18 protein-coding genes are annotated in these 19,804 nt (G+C 64.7%); 6 read left to right on the forward strand and 12 right to left on the reverse strand.

Annotation, left to right across the window (positions count from 1 at the left end; genetic code table 11):
- Positions 1–2: 2 nt before the first annotated feature.
- The 9 genes from IVB23_RS12240 to IVB23_RS12280 form a co-directional block, all read right to left on the reverse strand.
- The gene (locus IVB23_RS12240) at positions 3–1,094 is read right to left on the reverse strand and encodes a chemotaxis response regulator protein-glutamate methylesterase (protein WP_061878768.1); all 1,092 of its coding nucleotides are present in this window, start codon (positions 1,092–1,094) and stop codon (positions 3–5) included.
- A gap of 16 nt (positions 1,095–1,110) precedes the next feature.
- Positions 1,111–1,965, reverse strand: a complete 855-nt coding sequence (locus IVB23_RS12245) for a CheR family methyltransferase (RefSeq protein ID WP_247803688.1) — start codon at positions 1,963–1,965, stop codon at positions 1,111–1,113.
- A 133-nt stretch (positions 1,966–2,098) separates the two neighbouring features.
- Positions 2,099–3,901 (reverse strand): methyl-accepting chemotaxis protein, encoded by a 1,803-nt coding sequence (locus IVB23_RS12250; protein ID WP_061878766.1) that lies wholly within the window; start codon positions 3,899–3,901, stop codon positions 2,099–2,101.
- A 60-nt stretch (positions 3,902–3,961) separates the two neighbouring features.
- Positions 3,962–4,450, reverse strand: a complete 489-nt coding sequence (locus IVB23_RS12255; protein WP_247803690.1) for a chemotaxis protein CheW — start codon at positions 4,448–4,450, stop codon at positions 3,962–3,964.
- Positions 4,451–4,516: 66 nt separating this feature from the next.
- Complete coding sequence (locus tag IVB23_RS12260) at positions 4,517–6,217, reverse strand: methyl-accepting chemotaxis protein (protein ID WP_061878764.1); 1,701 nt, start codon at positions 6,215–6,217, stop codon at positions 4,517–4,519.
- A 37-nt stretch (positions 6,218–6,254) separates the two neighbouring features.
- A complete protein-coding gene (locus tag IVB23_RS12265) occupies positions 6,255–6,716 on the reverse strand; it encodes a chemotaxis protein CheW (protein WP_061878763.1) in 462 nt (153 codons plus the stop codon).
- On the reverse strand, positions 6,716–8,791 hold the full coding sequence (locus IVB23_RS12270; protein WP_247803692.1) for a chemotaxis protein CheA: 2,076 nt from the start codon (positions 8,789–8,791) through the stop codon (positions 6,716–6,718). The genes IVB23_RS12265 and IVB23_RS12270 overlap by 1 nt, the downstream gene beginning before the upstream one ends.
- Positions 8,788–9,153: a response regulator gene (locus IVB23_RS12275; RefSeq protein ID WP_061878761.1), complete on the reverse strand. Its 366-nt coding sequence runs from the start codon at positions 9,151–9,153 to the stop codon at positions 8,788–8,790. Before IVB23_RS12275 ends, IVB23_RS12270 begins: the two co-directional genes overlap by 4 nt.
- Positions 9,153–9,476 (reverse strand): STAS domain-containing protein, encoded by a 324-nt coding sequence (locus tag IVB23_RS12280; RefSeq protein ID WP_061878760.1) that lies wholly within the window; start codon positions 9,474–9,476, stop codon positions 9,153–9,155. Before IVB23_RS12280 ends, IVB23_RS12275 begins: the two co-directional genes overlap by 1 nt.
- Positions 9,477–9,726: 250 nt before the next feature.
- On the opposite strand from IVB23_RS12280, the gene IVB23_RS12285 reads away from it, so the two are divergent.
- The 3 genes from IVB23_RS12285 to IVB23_RS12295 all read left to right on the forward strand — a co-directional run bounded on the left by IVB23_RS12285 (position 9,727) and on the right by IVB23_RS12295 (position 13,890).
- A complete protein-coding gene (locus tag IVB23_RS12285; RefSeq protein WP_197967451.1) occupies positions 9,727–10,806 on the forward strand; it encodes an HD domain-containing phosphohydrolase in 1,080 nt (359 codons plus the stop codon).
- A 245-nt stretch (positions 10,807–11,051) separates the two neighbouring features.
- Positions 11,052–11,720, forward strand: coding sequence for a hypothetical protein (locus IVB23_RS12290; RefSeq protein ID WP_197967452.1), 669 nt, complete (start codon positions 11,052–11,054; stop codon positions 11,718–11,720).
- A 19-nt stretch (positions 11,721–11,739) separates the two neighbouring features.
- Positions 11,740–13,890 (forward strand): adenylate/guanylate cyclase domain-containing protein, encoded by a 2,151-nt coding sequence (locus IVB23_RS12295; protein ID WP_247803693.1) that lies wholly within the window; start codon positions 11,740–11,742, stop codon positions 13,888–13,890.
- A gap of 367 nt (positions 13,891–14,257) precedes the next feature.
- Here the strand turns inward: IVB23_RS12295 and pobA are convergent, their stop codons facing one another.
- Positions 14,258–15,430 (reverse strand): 4-hydroxybenzoate 3-monooxygenase, encoded by a 1,173-nt coding sequence (gene pobA / locus IVB23_RS12300; RefSeq protein ID WP_247803695.1) that lies wholly within the window; start codon positions 15,428–15,430, stop codon positions 14,258–14,260.
- Between the two features lie 50 nt (positions 15,431–15,480).
- Here pobA and IVB23_RS12305 point away from each other — a divergent pair, with 50 nt between their 5' ends.
- Together IVB23_RS12305 and IVB23_RS12310 are read left to right on the forward strand one after the other, a co-directional pair.
- Positions 15,481–16,386 (forward strand): helix-turn-helix domain-containing protein, encoded by a 906-nt coding sequence (locus IVB23_RS12305; RefSeq protein ID WP_247803697.1) that lies wholly within the window; start codon positions 15,481–15,483, stop codon positions 16,384–16,386.
- 324 nt (positions 16,387–16,710) lie between these two features.
- On the forward strand, positions 16,711–17,322 hold the full coding sequence (locus IVB23_RS12310; RefSeq protein ID WP_197967456.1) for an NYN domain-containing protein: 612 nt from the start codon (positions 16,711–16,713) through the stop codon (positions 17,320–17,322).
- Between the two features lie 24 nt (positions 17,323–17,346).
- Here the strand turns inward: IVB23_RS12310 and pcaG are convergent, their stop codons facing one another.
- Both pcaG and pcaH read right to left on the reverse strand, forming a co-directional pair.
- Complete coding sequence (pcaG, locus tag IVB23_RS12315; protein WP_247803699.1) at positions 17,347–17,973, reverse strand: protocatechuate 3,4-dioxygenase subunit alpha; 627 nt, start codon at positions 17,971–17,973, stop codon at positions 17,347–17,349.
- Positions 17,974–17,976: 3 nt separating this feature from the next.
- On the reverse strand, positions 17,977–18,765 hold the full coding sequence (gene pcaH / locus IVB23_RS12320; RefSeq protein ID WP_247803701.1) for a protocatechuate 3,4-dioxygenase subunit beta: 789 nt from the start codon (positions 18,763–18,765) through the stop codon (positions 17,977–17,979).
- Positions 18,766–18,860: 95 nt separating this feature from the next.
- On the opposite strand from pcaH, the gene IVB23_RS12325 reads away from it, so the two are divergent.
- Positions 18,861–19,787: a LysR family transcriptional regulator gene (locus IVB23_RS12325; protein WP_247803703.1), complete on the forward strand. Its 927-nt coding sequence runs from the start codon at positions 18,861–18,863 to the stop codon at positions 19,785–19,787.
- Positions 19,788–19,804: the final 17 nt, after the last annotated feature.

Genomic DNA, 19,804 nt, shown 5'->3' on the forward strand with positions numbered 1-19,804 from the left:
GCTCAACCTGCCGCCGCAACGTGCCCGGTCTGATACCAGAGCATGATTTCGCGCGGGATATGGTGCAGCGATACGACCTTCTCGACGCCGCCATGGGCGATGGCTTCCTTGGGCATGCCGAACACCACGCAGCTCTCTTCATCCTGAGCCCGCGTCGAGGCGCCGAGCTTGCGCATCTCCAGCATTCCGCGCGCGCCGTCATCGCCCATGCCTGTCATGATCACGCCGAGCGCATTGGCGCCGGCATGTTGGGCCGCCGAACGGAACAACACGTCGACGGACGGGCGATGCCGGGACACCGGCGGCCCATCCTTGATCGCGATCTGGTAGCGCAGGCCGATGCGCTGGAGCAGCATGTGGCGGGCTCCCGGCGCGATATAGGCGCAACCCGGCAGCACCGGTTCGCCGTCCTCGGCCTCCTTGACCCGGATCTGGCAGACGCCGTCGAGACGCCTGGCAAAGGCCGCGGTGAAGCCTGCCGGCATGTGCTGGACGATGACGATGGGCGGACAGTGCAGTGGCAGCATTTCAAGGACGTCGTTGAGCGCTTCGGTGCCGCCGGTCGAGGCACCGATGCACACGATGCGTTCCGTGGTCGGCCGGACCTTGCCCTGCACCGGCGGCGGGATGATGGCATCGGCGGTCAGCTTCTTCTCGATTGCGCGACGCTCCGCGCGCGGGCGCACCCGGGCGCGGGCGGCCGACTTCACGGCCTCACGCAGCCGCGTGGAGCATTCGAGCAGCGCCTGCCGCGTGTCGATCTTCGGCTTCGGCACGATGTCGACCGCCCCCGCCTCGAACGCCTCGAACATCACGTTCGAGCCTTCCTCGGTCAGCGAGGAGCAGATGATCACCGGTATCGGACGTTGCGCCATGATCTTGCGCAGGAAGGTCATGCCGTCCATACGCGGCATTTCGAGGTCGAGGATGATGACGTCAGGCAGCTCCTTCTCGAGCCGCTTGGCCGCCACGAACGGATCGGACGCGGTCGCCATCACTTCGATATCAGGGTCTTCACTCAGGATCGTCAGCAGGATTTGGCGCACCGACGCCGAATCGTCCACGATCAGCACGCGAACTTTCTCCCTCGGCATTCTGGTTGCGCTCCGGCTAGACCTGGAAGATGGTTGGCTGAACCTGCTTCAGCCCAGGCACTGCACTGTGAATCATCGATTCCGAATGCCCGACCAGCAGATAGCCGCCCGGACGCAGATGGCTGCACAATTGCTCCACCACCTTGCGCTGGGTCTCGCGCTCGAAATAGATCAGGACGTTGCGGCAGAAGATGATATCGACGTCACGGTCGACGGGATAGGACTTGTCCATGAGGTTCATCCTCATGAAGTGCGTCATGCGCCGTAGCTCAGGTACGATCCGCACTTCGCCGCGCGACTTGTCCCGCGACGACGAAAAATACCGTTTCACGAACTGCTCCGGCACCGGGGCGAGCACGTCGCGGCTGTAGATCGCCGTCCTGGCGAGGCGCAGCACCGCGGTCGAGATGTCGGTCCCGAGAATGCGGTACTGGAAGCGCGAGCCGCTCCGCGTCATGTCGTCCAGCACCATCGCGGTCGTGTAGGCTTCCATGCCGGTGGAGCTCGCCGAGCTCCAGATCTTCAGATTCGCGTTCCTCCGTCCACGCGCCTTGAGCAGGGCGGGAATCGCGACTTCGCGCAAGAAAGTGAAGTGCTGCGGCTCGCGGAAGAAGTCGGTCTTGTTGGTCGTCACCACATCGATGAGATGGGTGAGCTCGGTGTCGAAATGGTCCGCCTCGAACAGGTTCTCGACATATTCATTGAGGTCGGAGAAATTCAGCGCGCGCACGCGCTTGTGCAGCCGCCCCTCCAGCATCAGCCGCTTGCCCTGCGGCAGCTTGATGCCGACCTGGCCCTCGATCAATTCGGCGATGGTCCGGAAATGGCGGTCGGACAGGTGCACGGCCGTATCCTGCATGGCAGGCATCATGGCCGGCGGCTCCCGTCCGGGACGGCCGCCTGCATTGCATAACCGGCCATACGGAGCATCTTGAATCCTACACTTTAACTAAAATTGCCGAAGACGGATCGGCCCGCCGATGGGGGGCCGATCCGTCAGAATCCTAGCGCTGGAAATCCGCGTCCCGATCGTCTTCGCCGTCGTTCATGTCGAACGCGAAACCGCCGCCGCCGGCAACCTTCGCGGCGCGCACCGGCTTGGCCAGCGGCTTCCTCGCCGGACGTTCGACCGCCGCCATGGTGGCCGCCTTGGCGCGCAGTTGGTTGACCGCCCGGTCGATCGGCGCGGCCGCCTGGCTCTTTGTGCCGTGGTCGATGCGGAAATACGCGATGGTGGACTGGAGCTGCTCGGCCTGCGAGGCGAGCTCTTCGGAGGTCGAGGACACCTGCTCGGATGCGCTGGCGTTCTGCTGGCCGACCTTGTCGAGCTGCTGGATCGCCTGGTTGATCTGCGCCGAACCGACGTCCTGCTCGCGGCAGGCCGCGGTGATCTCTTCGACGAGCTCAGCGGTCTTCTTGATGTCGGGAACGAGCTTGGACAGCATGGCGCCGGCCTCCTGCGCCACCTTGACGGTGTCGGTCGAAAGCGTGCCGATCTCGGCCGCTGCCGCCTGGCTGCGTTCGGCGAGCTTGCGCACCTCGGAGGCGACCACGGCAAAGCCCTTGCCGTGCTCGCCTGCGCGCGCGGCTTCCACTGCGGCGTTGAGCGCGAGCAGATCGGTCTGACGCGCGATCTCCTGCACGATCGTGATCTTCTCGGCGATGGTCTGCATCGCGCTGACGGCACGGCCGACGGCTGCGCCCGAGGCTTCCGCGTCCTTGGCCGACTGCGCGGCGATCTTCTCGGTCTGGTTGGCGTTGTCGGCGTTCTGCTTCACGTTCGCGGCCATCTCCTCCATCGAGGAGGAGGCTTCCTCGGCGGAGGAGGCCTGCTCGGTCGCACCCTGCGAGAGCTGCTCGGCGCTCGCGGAGAGCTCCTGGCTGCCGGCGGAAACGTTCTGCGCGGCCGTCAAAGCCTCCGACACGATCTGGCGAAGCTTCTCGATCATGCGTTCGAGCGCGAGGCCCAGCGTATCCTTGTCCGACAGCGGCTTGGCTTCGACCGTGAGGTTGCCCTGCGCAATCTCGTTGGCGACGGCCGCGGTCTGGTTGAGGTTGACCGTCATCGTATTCAGCGACTTGATGAGGTCGCCGATCTCGTCATTGCTGAACGAATCGATCTTTTGGCTGAGATCGCCGATCGCCACCGCATCGGCAAGGCCGACCGCGCTGGAAAGGGAACGGCTGATACTCAGAGCCATCCAGACCGCCGCCGCGATGGCGATGACGAGCGACGCGAGGATCAGGGAAATGAGAATCAGGGTGGCGCGGCCGCCATCGACTTTGGCCTGCTCGCTCTCCGCGGCCATCTGCTTCTTCACATAATTGATGTAGTCGCTCGCCGCCGTGAGTGCCGGCGTGGAGGCCTTCAGGCCCTCGGTCATCGACCGCTCGGTCGCCCTGGCCTTGTCCTGTTTGGCAAGCGCAAGCGTCTGGTCCTGTACCGCGTTGGAGTTCGCGTAGGCAACGGCAAAAGTATCGATCAACTTCCTGCCGGTCTCGCTCGCGCTGGAGTAGACCTCGTCCTTTACCTTCATCGCACGTTCGCGCAGTTGGGCGATCTGGCTGATGAACTTGTCCTGGTCGGCTTCCGCCGCGAGGATCGTGTTCTTCTCGGCCCGCACCTGAAGCAGGACGGCCTCCTGAAGCTCGCCAACCTTGGCCAGCCGGCCGGCACGGGCAGACAGATGCTCGGCCGTCGCGACCATGTCGTTCAGCTTCAGATACGCGACGCCACCGGCGATCATGGACAGCAGGATGACGACGCCGAAGGCGGTGGCAAGCTTGGCTTTGACGGTGAATCTCATGTCAGTCTCGTTGGTTCGAATTGGGGTGCTTACGCGCGACTACGCTTCACTCTTGCAGACTCAGGCGGCGCGCGGCGCATCCGCGCCGGCATCGCGCCCATCCGGAATCCTGTCGTTCGCCATCAGCCTGGCGAGGTCGAAGATGACGACGAACTTCTCGCCCTTGCGGCCGATGCCGGAGGCATAATCGGATTGCCATCTACCGCCGACCTCGGGAATCGGCTCGATCGCCTGCTCGTCGATGTCGGTGACCTCGAACACGCAGTCGGCGACGAAGCCGACGCCGACCAGGCGGCCTTTCATCGACACGTCGAGGATGATGATGCGGGTGGCTTCGGTGGCCGGCACGCTGGGCAGGCCGAGCTTGGTCCGGAGGTCGACGATCGGATAGCCGCTGCCGCGCACGTCGATCATGCCGAGCAGGAAGTTCGGAGCGTGCGGAAGCCGAGAGATCGGCCGCATGTCGAGGATCTCGCGGACATTGCGGATGCTGATGCCGAACGTCTCGCCGGCGAGCCCGAGCGTCAGATATTGCGAGGTTGCGGCCATGATGCAGTCCAATGATCCGAAGGTTGGCAAATGAATGCGGTCCGGCATAAAGGCCGGACCGGCTGATCAGCGCTGGAAGTCGGCGTCGCGGTCGTCTTCGCCGTCGTGCATGTCGAAGGCGAAGCCACCACCGCCACCGGCGACCTTCATCGCGCGTGCCGGTTTGCGGACGGGGGCCGGCTTCTTCGTCTCGCGATCCACAGCCGCCATGTGCGCAGCCTTGGCCCGGAGCTGACCGACGGCGCGGTCGATCGGCTCGGCCGCGGCAATCGCCTTGCGTGCCGCGTGCTCGATCCGGAAGAACGAGATGGTGGACTGGAGCTGCTCGGCTTGCGAAGCGAGTTCCTCCGAAGTGGAAGACACCTGCTCGGACGCGCTGGCGTTCTGCTGGCCGACCTTGTCGAGCTGCTGGATCGCCTGGTTGATCTGGGCCGAACCGACGTCCTGCTCGCGGCAGGCCGCGGTGATCTCCTGCACCAGCTCCGCGGTCTTCTTGATGTCGGGCACGAGCTTGGACAGCATTTGGCCCGCCTCTTGCGCGACCTTGACGCTCTCGGTCGAGAGCGTGCCGATGTCAGCCGCGGCCGCCTGGCTGCGCTCGGCGAGCTTGCGCACCTCGGAGGCGACCACCGCAAAGCCCTTGCCGTGCTCGCCTGCGCGCGCCGCTTCCACCGCCGCGTTGAGCGCGAGCAGGTCGGTCTGGCGCGCGATCTCCTGCACGATCGTGATCTTCTCGGCGATGGTCTGCATCGCCTCGACGGCACGACCGACGGCGACACCGCTGGCTTCGGCGTCCTTGGCCGATTGCGCCGCAATCTTCTCGGTCTGGTTGGCGTTGTCGGCGTTCTGTTTCACGTTGGAGGCCATTTCCTCCATCGAAGAGGAGGCTTCCTCGGCAGACGAAGCCTGCTCGGTCGCGCCCTGGGAGAGCTGCTCGGCGCTCGCGGACAGCTCCTGGCTCCCGGCGGAAACGTTCTGCGCCGCCGTAATCGCCTCGGTGACGATCTGCCGAAGCTTCTCGACCATCACGTTCAGCGACCTGACGAGATCTCCGATCTCATCGTTGCTCGCCGAGGGAATGGTCTGGCTGAGATCGCCGTCCGCCACGGCGCCCGCAAGGCCGACCGCTCTTCCGAGCGAGCGGCTGATCGAGATGGAGATCCACAGCGCGGCCCCAATCGCGATCGCCAGCGAGATGCCGATCAACGTCATCAGCAGGAACTGGGCCTGATGTCCTTCTTCCTTGGATCGAGCCGCCTGCTCGGCCAGCTGCTTCTTCGTGTTGACGACGTAGGCACCCATCGCCTCCATCGCATCTGCGACGGCCTTCCGGCCGTCGCCTGTCGAACGCTCGGTAGCTTTCGTCTTGTCTGTCTTCGCCAGCCGAATCGTCTCTTCCTGATACGTATTCATCTTCGCGTATGTGGCTGCAAAGCTGTCGAGTAGCTTCCGGCCCCCCTCGCTCGCCAACGCGTAGACTTCATCCTTGGTCTTCGTCACGTGCTCGCGAAGTCTGGCTGCCTCGGCGGCAAACTGTTCGGTCTGCGCATCGGTAGCGAGGATCGAATTCTTTTCCGCGCGAAGCTGAAGCAGGATGTCCTTTTCGATCTGCGTTGCCTTCTCCATCCGGTTTGCACGCAGGACCATGTTGTCAGCGGTCGCCATCATGTCGCCGAGCTTCAAGTAGGCCACGCCGCCCGCCACTCCCGACAGGACGATGATCAAGCCGAACGCACTGGCCAGCTTTGCCTTGACGGTAAATCTCATTTCCAGCCCCTACCCAAGTCTCGCCCGAGACCTCATTTCAATTCAGAATGCGTTCCATGTTGGGAACGATGACGAACTCTTCACGCCATTTCGCGATAAAGCGAATGAACTCCGGCTTCCAGTGCATGCCGACGCGTGGCGTCTGCTGCACATCCGTCTGCGCGATCTCCGTGACTTCATAGACCTTGTCGGCGGTGAGGCCGACCAGAACCGGTTCGCCGTCGAAATCGAGCTCGATGACGACGATGCGTGTGTCGGCCGAATTGTCGAGCTGCGGCATGCCGAAGCGGATGCGCAGGTCGGCGAGCGGAATGACGTTGCCGCGCACGTTGATCACGCTGGGAACGAAGGCACGCGCCCCCGCCACTTTGGTCACCGGGACGGGATCGATGATCTCGCGCACGAGACCCGCATCGAGCGCAAACTTCTCCTCGCCGAGGCCGATCATTACGACCTGCATTGCGCCGCTCTGATGCTCGCCCGCCAAATTCCCGTCCATCACGCCGCCTCGCTGATATGCTGCTTCTCGACCTTCGACTGCGCCATTGCGACGAGCTGCGCGACGTCGAGGATCAGAGCCGCCGTGCCGTCACCGAGAATCGTCGCGCCGGAGAAAATCGTGACGTCGGAGTGCAGCTTGGAGAGCGACTTGATCACGGTCTGGTGGTTGCCGATGATCTGGTCGGCGACGAGGCCGACGCGGGTCTCGCCTGTAGAGATGATGATCGTCTTCTGGTGCTTGTCGGGCGAACCCGACGAAGACATGATCTCGCGCAGCCGCAAGAACGGGACGAGATTGCCGCGCACATTCAGGAAGTTGCGGCCGCGCGAACGTTCGTCCTCGGCCGTCAGCTCGACGCACTCCTCAACCGCCGGCAGCGGAATGATGTAGCGGCCTTCGCCGACGCGGATCAGGAGGCCCTCGATGATCGCGAGTGTGAGCGGCAGGCGCAGCGTCACGGTGGTGCCCTGGCCCGGCCTGGTCGACAAATCGATCGAGCCGCGCATGTTCTCGATGGTACGCTTGACGACGTCCATGCCGACGCCGCGGCCCGACAGCGCCGAGATGGTCTGGGCGGTCGAGAAGCCGGGATGGAACAGGAATTGGTGGATCTCGTGATCGGTCAGCACGGCGCCGGCCGCGATCAGCCCCTGCTCTTCCGCCTTCGCGCGGATACGCGCGGTGTTGAGACCGCCGCCATTGTCCTTCACGGTGACCAGCACCTGCGCGCCGGAATGCACGGCGGCGAGCTCGATGCGGCCCTGCTCGGTCTTGCCATTGGCAGCGCGCGTGGCGTTGTCTTCGATGCCGTGGTCGATGGCATTGCGGATGAGGTGCACCAGCGGATCGGCCAAGCACTCGATCATGGTCTTGTCGAGCTCGGTGTCCTCGCCCGACGTGACGAATTCGACCGGCTTGGACAGATCGCGCGACAGATCGTGCACCAGCCGACGGAAGCGGCCGAACAAGGAGCCGATCGGCACCATGCGGGCGCCCATCGTGGTGTCGCGCAAGGAGGAAGCGAGGCGCTCGATCTCCTCGGCGATCATCTTGATCGAGAGGTCGGAGCCGGAGGCGGCGAGCTGGGTCAGCCGCGCCTGGGCGATGACGAGCTCGCCGACGCGGTCCATCAGCTCGTCGAGGCGTTCGGCCTGGACGCGGACGGTGGCGATGCCGCGCTCTTCGCGCTTGGCTTCGGGTTTCGGCTCCGGCCTCGGTTCAGATTTGGGCTCGGACTTGACGACGGGCTGCTCGGCGACCGGCGCGGCGGGAAGCTCGACCGGGGGCGCAGGCATCTCGGCCATGGGTGCCGGCTCCTCGTCGAGGAGCTGAAAGAGCGGTGCAGGCGCGGGCGCTTCGACATGCTCGAGCGGCGAGAGGGTGAGCTTCAACTCGTCCTGGACGAACATGAAGACGTCGTCGATCGCGTCCTTGTCGCAGGCCGCGTGCAGCTTGACGTCCCATTTCAGGTAGCAGTCTTCCGGCTCCATCTCGTCGAGGAACGGGATGCCGTCGGTGACAGGCACGACGAAGCACGGACCGAGCTTGCAGAGATCCTCCAACAGGTCGAGCGGATTCGAGCCGTTGCGCAGGATGTGGGATTCGAACTCCAGATAGAGGTGCCAGCCGGCCTGCTTGCTTCCGCCAGGTGCCAGCGGCGGCGCCTCGGCGATCTCGACGACCGCAGCGGCGGGCTGGTCGAACGAAACGAAGCGCTTGAGGTCGTCGAGGATGGCTTCACCGATGACGTCGTCGGTCGACTGCGGATCCTCGATCAGCGCGCGGATGTAGTCCTTGGCGGCGAGCGCGACCGAGATCAGCTCCTGCGTCGGCTTGATCTCGCCCTTGCGGACGCGGTCGAATGCGGTCTCGAATTCGTGGGTGAAGGAGGCGACCTTGTCGAAGCCGAACATGGCGCCCGATCCCTTGATCGTATGCAGGGCGCGGAAGGCGGAATCGACCAGTTCGCGGTCGTCGGGACGCTGACCGAGGTCGAGCAGGGCTCCTTCCAGAACCTCGAACAGCTCGCTGGCTTCCTGGCGGAAGATCTCGGTCGGATCCATCGCACTCATGCGCGCACCAGCTTGGCGACCACGGCGAGCAACTGCTCAGGCTTGAAGGGCTTGGTGATCCAGCCGGTAGCGCCGGCGCTCTTGGCTTCCTGCTTCACCGTGTCGTTGGATTCGGTGGTCAGGAACACGATGGGCATGCCGACTGCGCTCGGCAGCTTGCGCAGTGCCCGGATCAGCTCCAGCCCGTTCATGACCGGCATGTTGAGATCGGTGATGACGAGATCGAGCTTGCCGGCTTGCGCCTTGGCGAGCCCCTGGGCGCCGTCGCCCGCCTCGATCACGTTGTGACCGGCCGGCTCGAGCACGACCTTGATCATCTGCCGGATGCTGGGGGAATCGTCGACGGTAAGAATCGTGGCCATCAGGTGCCATCTTTCTTTTGCGGGAAGTGCTGATCGATCATCGCCTCGCTGGCGAAGCCGGCGCGGCGAAGAGTGTTGCGCAGAGACTGAGAGAATGATGTGAGCACCACCGGGCGGCCTTGGGCCTCGCCCGTCCTGGCGGTCGATAGCAGAAGCTGGATCGAGGTCACGTCGGCCTTGTCGACGCTGGAGCAGTCGATCTCGAGTCGCTCCTGGCGGCCGAACGCCTCGCGAATGAGCTCATACACGTTGCGAATGGCTGCGATGCTGCAGTCCGCGGGTAACCGCAACGACCACTTCGGCTCCGTCGGATTGAGCGCCATCGCTGCCCCGCCTTTGCTAAAATTCCGACACTCGTTTGACGCGAATCGAGTGAGCAAACCCCTAACACGGGCATCCGTACAACTACGGGTGACACTCGTTCGGAATTCGCGCAACTGTACGCAAGCGTGCACAACCTGCTGAGATGTCATCGAGACGTGCGCATCCGTGCGGCCGTTTGCTTCGCGTTAAATTCGCCTGGGCTATGGCTGGGGTTCGTGTCTTTGCCAGCGAAGAGAGCCCCGGCCACCGATGCTGACCCAAGCGCTCGTGGTTGATGACAGCCGCTCCGTCCTCAACTTTCTGAAACGTCACATCGAGGCTGAAGGTCTGGTCGAGGCCACCACCTTCCTCGATCCCGTGGAGGCGCTGGCCTGCGCGCAGGAGCGCCCCTTCGATCTGGTGCTGGTCGACTACGAAATGCCGCATATGGACGGCATCGGCTTCATCCGCGCCTTTCGCAGGCTTCCCGGCTGCACCGACATCCCGATCGCGATGATCACCTCGCGTCAGACCGATGACGTCAAGATGGAAGCGCTGCAGGCCGGTGCAACCGATTTTTTACCCAAGCAGCCACAAAGCCTCGAGATGACGGTGCGCCTTCGGAATTTGGTTCAGCTTGGTGCAGCCGTGCGCAAGCTCAACGACCGCGCCGCACATCTGGCCAGTGACGTCGCAGCAGCAACGCGAAAGCTCGGCGAGCGCGAGGAGGAGATCATCCTGCGACTCGCGCTCGCGGTCGAATACCGCGACAACGACACCGGCGAGCACACGCTGCGGGTCGCCAGGTACAGCCGTATCATCGCCCACCAGCTCGGCCTGCCGGCCCGGCTGTGCCGCGACATCTATCTGGCCGCTCCCCTGCACGATGTCGGCAAGGTCGCCATTCCCGACAATATTCTGCTCAAGCCGGGCAAGCTCACCGACGACGAGATGGCGGTGATCCGGACGCATGCGACGATCGGCGAGCGGATCCTGGCCGATTCCAGCTGCGAGCTGATCCAGCTCGGCGCGCAAATTGCCGCAGGCCATCACGAGCGTTGGGACGGCGCGGGCTATCCGAACGGCCTCAAGGCGGATGAAATCCCGGTCGCCGCGCGCGTGGTTGCGGTTGCCGATGTCTTCGATGCCCTGACGACGCGGCGGCCGTATAAGGAGCCGATGCCGCTCGAGGCGGCGCGCAATTACCTGGCTGAGAACGCGGGGCGGCAGTTCGATCCAGCCTGCGTTGAGGCCTTCCTGTCGCGCTGGGACGAGGTGGTCGAGATCGCCGCCGGCCAGCGGACGACTCCTTTTCAGTGGACCGAGGCCCCTCTCGCTCCGTCGCAGTGAGTGCGGCGGAGAGCGGTTCGACCGAGGGCCGTTCGGCCGGGGCCGCCCCGACCGCGTGACCTGATCAGCCGGCCAACAGCCTGTCGCGGCTCCATTTTTTCTCTAGTCGCCGGTTTGAACCTGTTCCTGCTAGAGTGGCACCAACAACTAAGAGTGATTTTGGTCACACTTGCTTGGGGCACCCTGCTGTAGGCATCGAACCGGGACGGGCCGATAGAGCATCGTCGAATTGGATGAGACTTCCCATGAAAAGCCTGATCGGCGCCTTCGTCGGCGCGTTCTGCCTTGCGGCCCCCGCTTTGGCACAGACTCCTGCCGCGATCGTCGAGGACGTTCAAGGCAAGGTCGACGGCATCGCGTTCATGGACTATGTGGCGCCGGGCAAGATCATCAAGCTCGGACCGAAGGCCAGCATCACGCTCAGCTACCTCAAATCGTGTGAGCGCGAGACGATCAGCGAGGGCGTCGTTCTGGTCGGCACCGAGCAGAGCATCGTACAGCTGGGCGAGGTCAAGCGGGAGAAGGTGCCCTGCGATACCAATGCGGCAAAACTGTCGGAGCGCCAGGCGAACCAGAGTGCCGCAACGTCCTTCCGCAGCGTGGGGCCGGACGCCAAGAGCACCCCGTCCAAGCTGCCGACGCTCTACGGTGTCGCACCACTGGTGCAGGCGAGGAGCGGGAGCACTCTGGTGATCGAACGCACCGACGGCAAGGAGCCCACGATCACCGTGCCGCTCAGGAACGAAACCATGGTCGGCGGCAAGTTCTATGACTTCGCCAAGGCCGGGAAATCGTTGACCCCGGGCGGCAGCTATCTCGCCATTCTCGGCGCCAAGCGCTACGCCTTCCAGATCGACGCCAGCGCCACGTCATCGCCGACGCCGATCATCGGCCGCCTGCTGCGGCTCGAATAGGCGGCTCCGCGAAGGCGCGATGCGGCGGATCGGCAGGCGGGACATCGTTGCGACGATCCTGATTGCGCTCCTTGCGGGCGCGGTCTTCACGTCACCGCCGCTTCAGGCGCTGCAAGGTCTCTCCCTCGACATCCTCACGGCGCTGCGCGGCAAGATCATTGGCGATCGCCGTGATCCCGCCACCTCGCCCGTCGTCGTGGTGGCGATCGACGGAGAGACCTACGACACACCGCCCTTCAAGGGATCGCCGACCCAGACCTGGACGCGCGAGATCGGCCGGGTGCTCGGGAGCATCGCCGAGGGCGGGGCCAAGGTGATCGGCTTCGACGTCATCTTTCCGAGCTCGATCGAGCAATCCGAGATTTCCTTTGGCGACGCGCCGCTCGGCACGCGCATGAAGGGCTTTGACCGGGACTACCTGATAGCCCTGCGGCAGATCTCCGACACCGGCAAGCTGGTGCTCGGCGAAATCCTGAGCAACGACCACCCGGAGAGGCCCTACCGCGCGCAGCAGCTGGCGGTGAAGAACAACATCCGCGCTCTCAACGTCCATACCGACCCCGACGACGTGATCCGGCGGATGCCGCTGAGTTTCTCCATCGATGGCAAGCCGGTGCCCACGATGGCCGTCGAACTCGCCGCGCGGGCACTCGGCGCCAAACCCGAGATCGGCCCATCCGGCGCGATGGAGTTGTCCAGCTATGCGATTCCCAGCGCGGTGCCCAACACGCTGACGCTCAACTTTCGCGGCCTGGGCCGCGACGTCCCGACCTATTCTTTCGCCGACCTGCGCGCCTGCGCCGAGAAGGGCGACCGCGATTTCTTCCGCCGCGCTTTCGACGGCAAGGTGGTATTGCTCGGCACCATCCTCAATTTCGAGGACCGCAAGCTGACCTCGATGCGATTGTCCGGTGGTTATGACGGCTCGCCCGCGCCACGATGCGCCCTGCCCGCCCGCGCCGGCACCGCGCAGCAGGCCCGTAGCGACATCGCGGGTGTGTTCGTGCATGCCGCTGCGGTCCGAAATCTGATCGAGCAAGACGCGGTGACCGAGCCCGGCTTTGCCGCGCGGACCGCTCTCACGATTGCGCTCGCGGCGATCATCGCCTGCGTGGCCTGCATGCTTGCACCGGTCGGCGCAATGACCGCCTGGCTCGCCGTCATCGCCATTTACACAGCCTTCGCCGTCGGTGCGTTCGCGCATGCGCTGGCGCTGCCTCTTGCCGAACCGGCCCTGGCAAGCCTCGCCGCGCTGGCGATGATGATCGGCTACCGGTTCGTGCTGGCCGATCGCGACGAGCGCTTCCTCCGCGAGAGCTTTGCCTATTATCTCGCGCCCGAGGTCATCGATAACATGGTGGCGTCCGGCAAGATGCCGGCGCTCGGCGGCGAGATGCGCAACGTGACGATGTTCTTCTCCGATCTCAGCGGCTTCTCCTCGATCGCGGAGACCATCACGCCGGTCGAGCTGGTCACGCTGATGAACGAATATCTCTCCGCCATGACCGACATCATCGAAAGCCATGGCGGCTACGTCGACAAATATATCGGCGATTCCATCGTCGCCATGTTCGGCGCGCCGGCCGACGATCCCGCGCACGCGCGCAATGCGGTTCGTGCCGCGCTGAAGTGCCACGAGAAGCTGGCGGAGCTCAATGCCTACAATCCCGCCTTCGCCGGTCACGGCCTGTCGCATCGCATCGGACTCAACAGCGGCGAAGCCGTGGTCGGCAATATCGGCTCGCGGCGCCGCTTCAATTACACTGTGATGAGCGACACCGTGAACGTCGCCTCGCGGCTCGAGGGCGCCAACAAATATTACGGCACCGCGATCATGGCATCGGAAACCACGATGGCGCAGACCGGCGATACCTTCGCCTGGCGCGAGCTCGATGCGATCAGGGTCCAGGGGCGCGGCGAGGCGATCAGGGTGTTCGAGCCGCTGGCGGAGAAGGACGCAGAGAGCGACGAGCAGGCGAAGGTCGCCGCGGCGTATGCGGAAGGGCTGGCATGCTGGCGGGCAAGGGAGTTTGCGAAAGCGGCTGATGTGTTCGACGGCGTCGCGAAGATCGATCCTGCGTCAGCCCGCTTCGCCAGGCGCGCGAAAGTGCTGACGGAGACTCCGCCGCCGCCGGATTGGACACCGGTCAATACGCTGGAAGGAAAGTAGCGCGGCTCACCTCTTACCCTCCCCTTGTGGGCAGGCCTATCGCATATGAGCAGTACACCTTTGGGCACGACAATCTCCACATCGTCATGGCCGGGCTTGTCCCGGCCATCCACGCCTTGCCACGCAGCACAAAGAACGTGGATGCCCGGGACAAGCCCGGGCATGACGACCTCTGGTGAAGGTGCAAATGCGATAGCCCTGCCTGGAGGGGGTGGGTCGGCTCACATGGAGCGCAGCGAAATGTGAGCCGGGGTGGGGTGATCTCTCCCCACCGGCATTGTTCGATGCGGAGAGACCGTCACCCCACCCCGCTCGCGCTGCGCGCGATCGACCCTCCCCCTCCAGGGAGGGTAAGAGTGATGATCGCCTAAAACGGCAGGCCCACGTAGTTCTCCGCGAGCAACCGCTGCGTCGTCTCGGACGTGAGCAGATAGTCCAGCTCCGTCTGCTGAAGCCGGTCCTCGTATTCGAGCCGGTCGGGGAAGCGGTGCAGCAGCATCGTCATCCACCAGGAGAAGCGTTGTGCTTTCCAGATCCGCGCGAGCGCCTTGGCGGAATAGCCTTTGAGACCGGAATCGTCGCCGCCCTGATAATGCGCGAGCAAGGCGTGGTAGAGATAGTAGATGTCGGAAGCGGCGCTGTTCAGTCCGCGTGCGCCGGTCGGCGGCACGATGTGGGCCGCATCGCCGGCGAGGAACAGCCGGCCATAGCTCATCGGCTCGGCGACGAAGCTGCGCAACGGCGCGATGCTCTTCTCGATCGAGGGTCCCGTGATCAGACGGCCGGCGACCTGCTCCGGCAGGCGGCGCTTCAGCTCGGCCCAGAACGCATCGTCGCTCCAGTCCTCCACCTTGTCGGCGAGCGGCACCTGGATGTAGTAGCGGCTCAGCACCTGCGAGCGCAGCGAGCAGAGCGCGAAGCCGCGATCGTGCTTTACATAGATCAGCTCCGGCGACACCGGCTTGGTGCGCGACAGCACCCCGAGCCAGCCGAACGGATAGACCTTCTCGTATTCGCGCAGCACGTCCTTCGGGATCGACCTGCGGCTGACGCCGTGGAAACCGTCAGCGCCGACGATGTAGTCGCAATCGATGCGGATCGTTTCACCGTTCGAGCGATAGGTCACGTAGGGCCGGTCCGACGTCAGATCGTGTGGCGTCACGTCCTCGGCATTGTGCACGACCTTGCCGCCAAGCCGGTCGCGCGCCTCGTAGAGGTCGCGCGTCAGCTCGGTCTGGCCGTAGACCAGCACCGAATTGCCGCCGGAGTGCTTGTGCAGGTCGATCTTGGAGAGCACGCCGTCATGGGCGATCTCGAAGCCCTGGTGGATCTCGCCCTCGCGGTCCATCCGCTCGCCGCACTGCGCCTCGCGCATCAGCTTGGCAAAGCCGTGCTCGAGCACGCCGGCACGGATGCGGGCGAGCACGTGCTCGCGGCTGTATTTCTCCAGCACGATGGTGTCGATGCCCTTCAGGTGCAGAAGCTGGGACAGCAACAACCCGGACGGTCCACCGCCGATGATACAGACCTGAACTTTCATTTTTGCATCCTCCCGTCGGCACTTTTTTGCAGATCGGGCGCTGCAAACCGATGGAGGGTTTTGCCTTTGTCTTGTACTATTCGAACATGAGAAGCGCAGCCCCCGCCCCGGCGATCCGGGTCTACAATCTGTTCGGCGAATCCGGCGATCTGCCCGACGTCGTGCATTGCGAGACGATCGCGTCGCGCTCGGTGCTGCACGACTGGACGCTGGCCGTGCATCGCCATGCCCGGCTGCACCAGGTGCTGCTGATCGAGCGCGGCGGCGGCGAGGCGACGCTCGACGGGCGCGCGGTGCCGCTCAAGCCGATGCAGATCGTCAACGTGCCGGTCGGCCACGTCCACGGGTTCCGCTTCGTGCCCGATACGCAAGGCTGGGTGTTGACCATCGCCGCCGAGATTCTAGATGAAGCGCTGCTCGCCGCCGAGGGGTTGCGCGGGGCGCTGTCGCGGTCGGCCGTGGTGCGCGGCACGCCGCAGATCCGCGCGACGATGAAGCAGATCTTCGCCGAGCACGCCGCGCGCGAGTTCGGCCGCGCCCACGTGCTCCGCGCCTTGTCGTCGGCCATGATCGGGCTCGTGGCGCGCGCGCTCGCGGGCCAGAGCGGCGGCAATGGCACTGCCGAATCCGGCCTATTCCGCCGCTTCGAGGCGCTGCTCGAACAGCACCATCTGGAACGCTGGAGCGTTTCGGACTACGCTGGCGCGCTGTCGATCACGCCGACCCATCTCAACCGGATCACGCGGGCAGCGACCGGCGACACCGCCTCGCATCTGATCCTCAACCGGCTGATCCGCGAGGCGCGGCGCAACCTCGTCTACACCAACCTGCCGGTCTCGACGATCGCCTACGCGCTCGGCTTCGAGGACCCCGCCTATTTCAGCCGCGTCTATGCTGCCGCCACGGGATTGTCGCCGCGCGCGTTTCGTGCGCAGCTGCATGACGGCGAAGCCTGAACCACCGGACGAAAAACCACGCGCGCTGATGGTCGGAGGCCACGCCGCAGTCGCGTTGGTTGCCGGCGCGCCCCACTTACCTTCGTATATAGGTCCTTTACCTCTGTACAATTGAGCGGCGAATGCGCGCGCCTTAGCGTGTCTGCATTCGGCGCCCTGGCGCTGGTGGCATGGAACCTCCCTAACCTCGGCGCAAGGCGACCCCCCTGTCCGGTCGTCTGCGCCGCCTTTTCGGCAAGCCATCGGCGCCTTCAGTATTTTTCGGCCGACACATCGCGCCATTTCGGCCGGATCGCGTCGTGTCGAACTCGGGATTTGTACATAATGTCTTCGTTTGGGAAGATCGCGCTCTTTATCGATGGCTCCAATCTCTATGCCACCTCCAAGGCGCTCGGCTTCGACATCGATTACAGGCGGTTGATCAGCGAGTTTCAAGCCCGGGGTACGCTGCTGCGCGCCTTTTACTACACGACCGTCGTCGAGGATCAGGAGTTTTCGTCAATCCGCCCGTTGATCGATTGGCTCGACTACAACGGATACACCGTCGTCACCAAGCTCACCAAGGAGTTCGTCGACGTCACCACCGGCCGCCGTAAGGTGAGGGGCAGCATGAATGTCGATCTTGCCGTGAGTGCGATGGAGCTCGCCGAACACGTCGATCAGATCGTGCTGTTCTCGGGCGATGGCGACTTTCGGTCGCTGGTCGAGGCCCTGCAACGCCGCGGTGTCCGCGTGACGGTCGTCTCCACACTCTCCACTCAGCCGCCCATGGTCGCCGACGACCTGCGCCGGCAGGCGGACGTGTTCATCGACCTGGCAGACCTAAAACCGAAAGTGGCGCGCGATCCGATCGACCGGCCGGCAACGCGCGAGGTGCGGCAGCCACCGCAATTCCTCGCGCGCGGATCAATCATTCGGAGCGACCGGGTGGAATGAACCGGGGACGGCCCCGCCGGCACCTCAGACGTCGAAGAACACCGTCTCCTCGGGCCCCTGCAAATTGATCGTGAAGGAGTACACGATCTTGCCGGCGCGCTCGCTGCGCGTTGCGATCAGCGTCTTGCGACGGGTCGGCTGTTCGATCAGGTTGAGCACCGGATCGGCGGCGTTGGCCGCCTCTTCGTCCGAGAAGTAGAGCCGCGTGTTGAGGCCGATATTGATGCCACGCGCGACGATCCAGACATTGACGTGCGGTGCGCATTTGCGGCCCGCCTTGTCGGTGATCGCGCCCGGCTTGATGGTCTCGAAGGTGACGAGGCCGCTCTCGAAGTCGGAACCGGCGCGGCCCCAGCCGCGAAACTCCGGCTCCAGCGCGCCCGCCGAGCGATCGGCCGGATGGTTGTAGCGACCGCTCGCATTGGCCTGCCAGATCTCCAGCAGCACGTCGCGCAGCGGCGTGCCGGTGCCATCGAGCACCTTGCCTTCCAGCGTGATGCGTTCACCTGCGGTGTTCGGCGTCACCAGCACGTTGGAGAAGTTCTTCTCGAAGATGTCGAAGCCGGCCATCGCCGGGATCAAGCCGATATGGACGTAGGGCCCGGCCGTCTGCGAGGCGGTTTCCTTGAGATAGTTGAGCGGCTGCGGCATGGCTCAGTTCCCCTCGGTACGATTTTCGAAATAGGTGGAGCGCTTGCCGCGCAGCACGATGTCGAAGCGGTAGGCGAGCGAGTCGAACGGCGTCGAAGCGTTGAGGTCGAGCGGCGCCACGAGGCGGTCGAGCGCGTCCTTGTCCGGGATCGTCGTCAGGATCGGGCAGACCGGGATCAAGGGATCGCCCTCGAAATACATCTGCGTGATCAGGCGCTGCGCGAAGCCCGAGCCGAACACCGAGAAGTGGATGTGGGCCGGGCGCCAGTTGTTGACGTAGTTGCGCCAGGGATAGGGGCCCGGCTTCACGGTGCGGAAGTAATAGTAGCCGCTGTCGTCGGTCAGCGCGCGGCCGCAGCCGCCGAAGTTGGGATCGATCGGCGCCAGATAGGTATCCTTCTTGTGCCGGTAGCGGCCGCCGGCATTGGCCTGCCAGAACTCGACGAGCGTGTTCGGAACGCCGCGGCCGGTCTCGTCCAGCACGCGGCCATGGACGATGATGCGTTCGCCGACGGGATCGCCGTCCTTGGCGTAGTTGCGGATCAGGTCATTGTCGAGCGGGCCGAGATCATTGTGCCCGAACACCGGCCCCGTGATCTCCGAGACCGAGTTCTCCAGCGACAACAGCGCCTGGCGCGGCGAGCGCAGCACCGAGGATTTGTACCCCGGCGCATGCGCCGGCGGATGGATGGAACGGTCGCGCTGGAAGAAGCCGCCGTCGCCGAGCGGCGGCGTAAAGGGCTCGGGACGATTGAGGCGGGGATCCCGCAAGGCTGGCGCCTGGGCATTCATCGGCGTTGTCTCTCCCTGTGGCGCCCGGGTCCGGGCGCGCGGCTTGTCGGGAGATCATGGAACGGTCTATTCTCAAGATAAATAGATCGATTATAATGAATTGCATGAAGGAAATCGATCATTTGGCCCTCGACGGCCACGCGCTCGAGCTGTTCCTCGCCGTGCTGGAGGAAGGTTCGGTGACGGCGGCGGCGACACGGCTCGGCCTGACGCAATCGGCGGTCAGCCACGGGCTGAACAAGCTGCGGCGGATTGCCGGCGATCCCCTGTTCGCCAAATCCGGCCGCGGCATCGTCGCCACGGCGCACGCCCAGGCCCTCGCCGCGAAGGCGCGCGCGTTGATCGACGAGATGCGCAGCTTTGCCGGCGGCGTCAGCTTCGCGCCGGCGCAGGCCCAGCTATCGCTGACGATCGCCGCCAACGACTTCCAGCGCGACCTGCTGCTGCCGCGCTTCTTCGATCATGTAGCGGGACAGGTGAAGAGCCTGAACCTGCGCGTGATCCCCTCGCAATCGCCTTCGCCCGCGATGCTGCGCGAGAACCGCTGCGACCTCCTGATCACGCCGCTGCCGCCCTCCGGCGTCGACATCGTGCAGAAGCGGCTGCTGAGGGATCACTATGTCTGCTATTATGATGCAAAGGCGCGTGCCGCGCCTGCCAGCCGCAACGCCTATCTCGCGGCGCGTCACATCACGGTGGTCTATACCGATAATGAGCGGCTCGACTTCGACCGCCGGCTGGCAGCGAACGGGCTGCACCGCGACATCGCGATCTCCGTGCCGAGCTTCTCCGGCGTGCCCTCGTTCCTGCGCGGCTCGCAGATGCTGGCGAGCATGCCGAGCCTGCTCGCGCCCGGCGTAATGCGCGGTTTCGCGCAAACGCGAATACCATTGGCCTCCCGCACGCGAACGCTGGCCGAGCTGCCGATGTTCATGGTCTGGCACCAGCGCTATCAGAAAGACCCGGCCCATCGCTGGATCAGGAGCCAGCTCGAGACTGTCGCGGCGACGGCCGCCGCCTGAACGGCCGGCCCTCCGCT

The organism is Bradyrhizobium sp. 191, assembly GCF_023100985.1.
In the GTDB taxonomy this organism is placed as follows: domain Bacteria; phylum Pseudomonadota; class Alphaproteobacteria; order Rhizobiales; family Xanthobacteraceae; genus Bradyrhizobium; species Bradyrhizobium diversitatis.

Bases quoted from the DNA above. Each gene is read 5' to 3' on its own strand.
- IVB23_RS12250 (WP_061878766.1), bottom strand. From the start codon at position 3,901: ATGAGATTCACCGTCAAAGCCAAGCTTGCCACCGCCTTCGGCGTCGTC.
- IVB23_RS12290 (WP_197967452.1), top strand. From the start codon at position 11,052: ATGAAAAGCCTGATCGGCGCCTTCGTCGGCGCGTTCTGCCTTGCGGCC.
- IVB23_RS12275 (WP_061878761.1), bottom strand. From the start codon at position 9,153: ATGGCCACGATTCTTACCGTCGACGATTCCCCCAGCATCCGGCAGATG.
- IVB23_RS12295 (WP_247803693.1), top strand. From the start codon at position 11,740: ATGCGGCGGATCGGCAGGCGGGACATCGTTGCGACGATCCTGATTGCG.
- IVB23_RS12325 (WP_247803703.1), top strand. From the start codon at position 18,861: ATGAATTGCATGAAGGAAATCGATCATTTGGCCCTCGACGGCCACGCG.
- IVB23_RS12245 (WP_247803688.1), bottom strand. From the start codon at position 1,965: ATGATGCCTGCCATGCAGGATACGGCCGTGCACCTGTCCGACCGCCAT.
- IVB23_RS12285 (WP_197967451.1), top strand. From the start codon at position 9,727: ATGCTGACCCAAGCGCTCGTGGTTGATGACAGCCGCTCCGTCCTCAAC.
- IVB23_RS12260 (WP_061878764.1), bottom strand. From the start codon at position 6,217: ATGAGATTTACCGTCAAGGCAAAGCTGGCCAGTGCGTTCGGCTTGATC.
- IVB23_RS12240 (WP_061878768.1), bottom strand. From the start codon at position 1,094: ATGCCGAGGGAGAAAGTTCGCGTGCTGATCGTGGACGATTCGGCGTCG.
- IVB23_RS12255 (WP_247803690.1), bottom strand. From the start codon at position 4,450: ATGGCCGCAACCTCGCAATATCTGACGCTCGGGCTCGCCGGCGAGACG.
- IVB23_RS12310 (WP_197967456.1), top strand. From the start codon at position 16,711: ATGTCTTCGTTTGGGAAGATCGCGCTCTTTATCGATGGCTCCAATCTC.
- IVB23_RS12265 (WP_061878763.1), bottom strand. From the start codon at position 6,716: ATGGACGGGAATTTGGCGGGCGAGCATCAGAGCGGCGCAATGCAGGTC.
- pcaG (WP_247803699.1), bottom strand. From the start codon at position 17,973: ATGCCGCAGCCGCTCAACTATCTCAAGGAAACCGCCTCGCAGACGGCC.
- pcaH (WP_247803701.1), bottom strand. From the start codon at position 18,765: ATGAATGCCCAGGCGCCAGCCTTGCGGGATCCCCGCCTCAATCGTCCC.
- IVB23_RS12270 (WP_247803692.1), bottom strand. From the start codon at position 8,791: ATGAGTGCGATGGATCCGACCGAGATCTTCCGCCAGGAAGCCAGCGAG.
- IVB23_RS12280 (WP_061878760.1), bottom strand. From the start codon at position 9,476: ATGGCGCTCAATCCGACGGAGCCGAAGTGGTCGTTGCGGTTACCCGCG.
- IVB23_RS12305 (WP_247803697.1), top strand. From the start codon at position 15,481: ATGGAGGGTTTTGCCTTTGTCTTGTACTATTCGAACATGAGAAGCGCA.
- pobA (WP_247803695.1), bottom strand. From the start codon at position 15,430: ATGAAAGTTCAGGTCTGTATCATCGGCGGTGGACCGTCCGGGTTGTTG.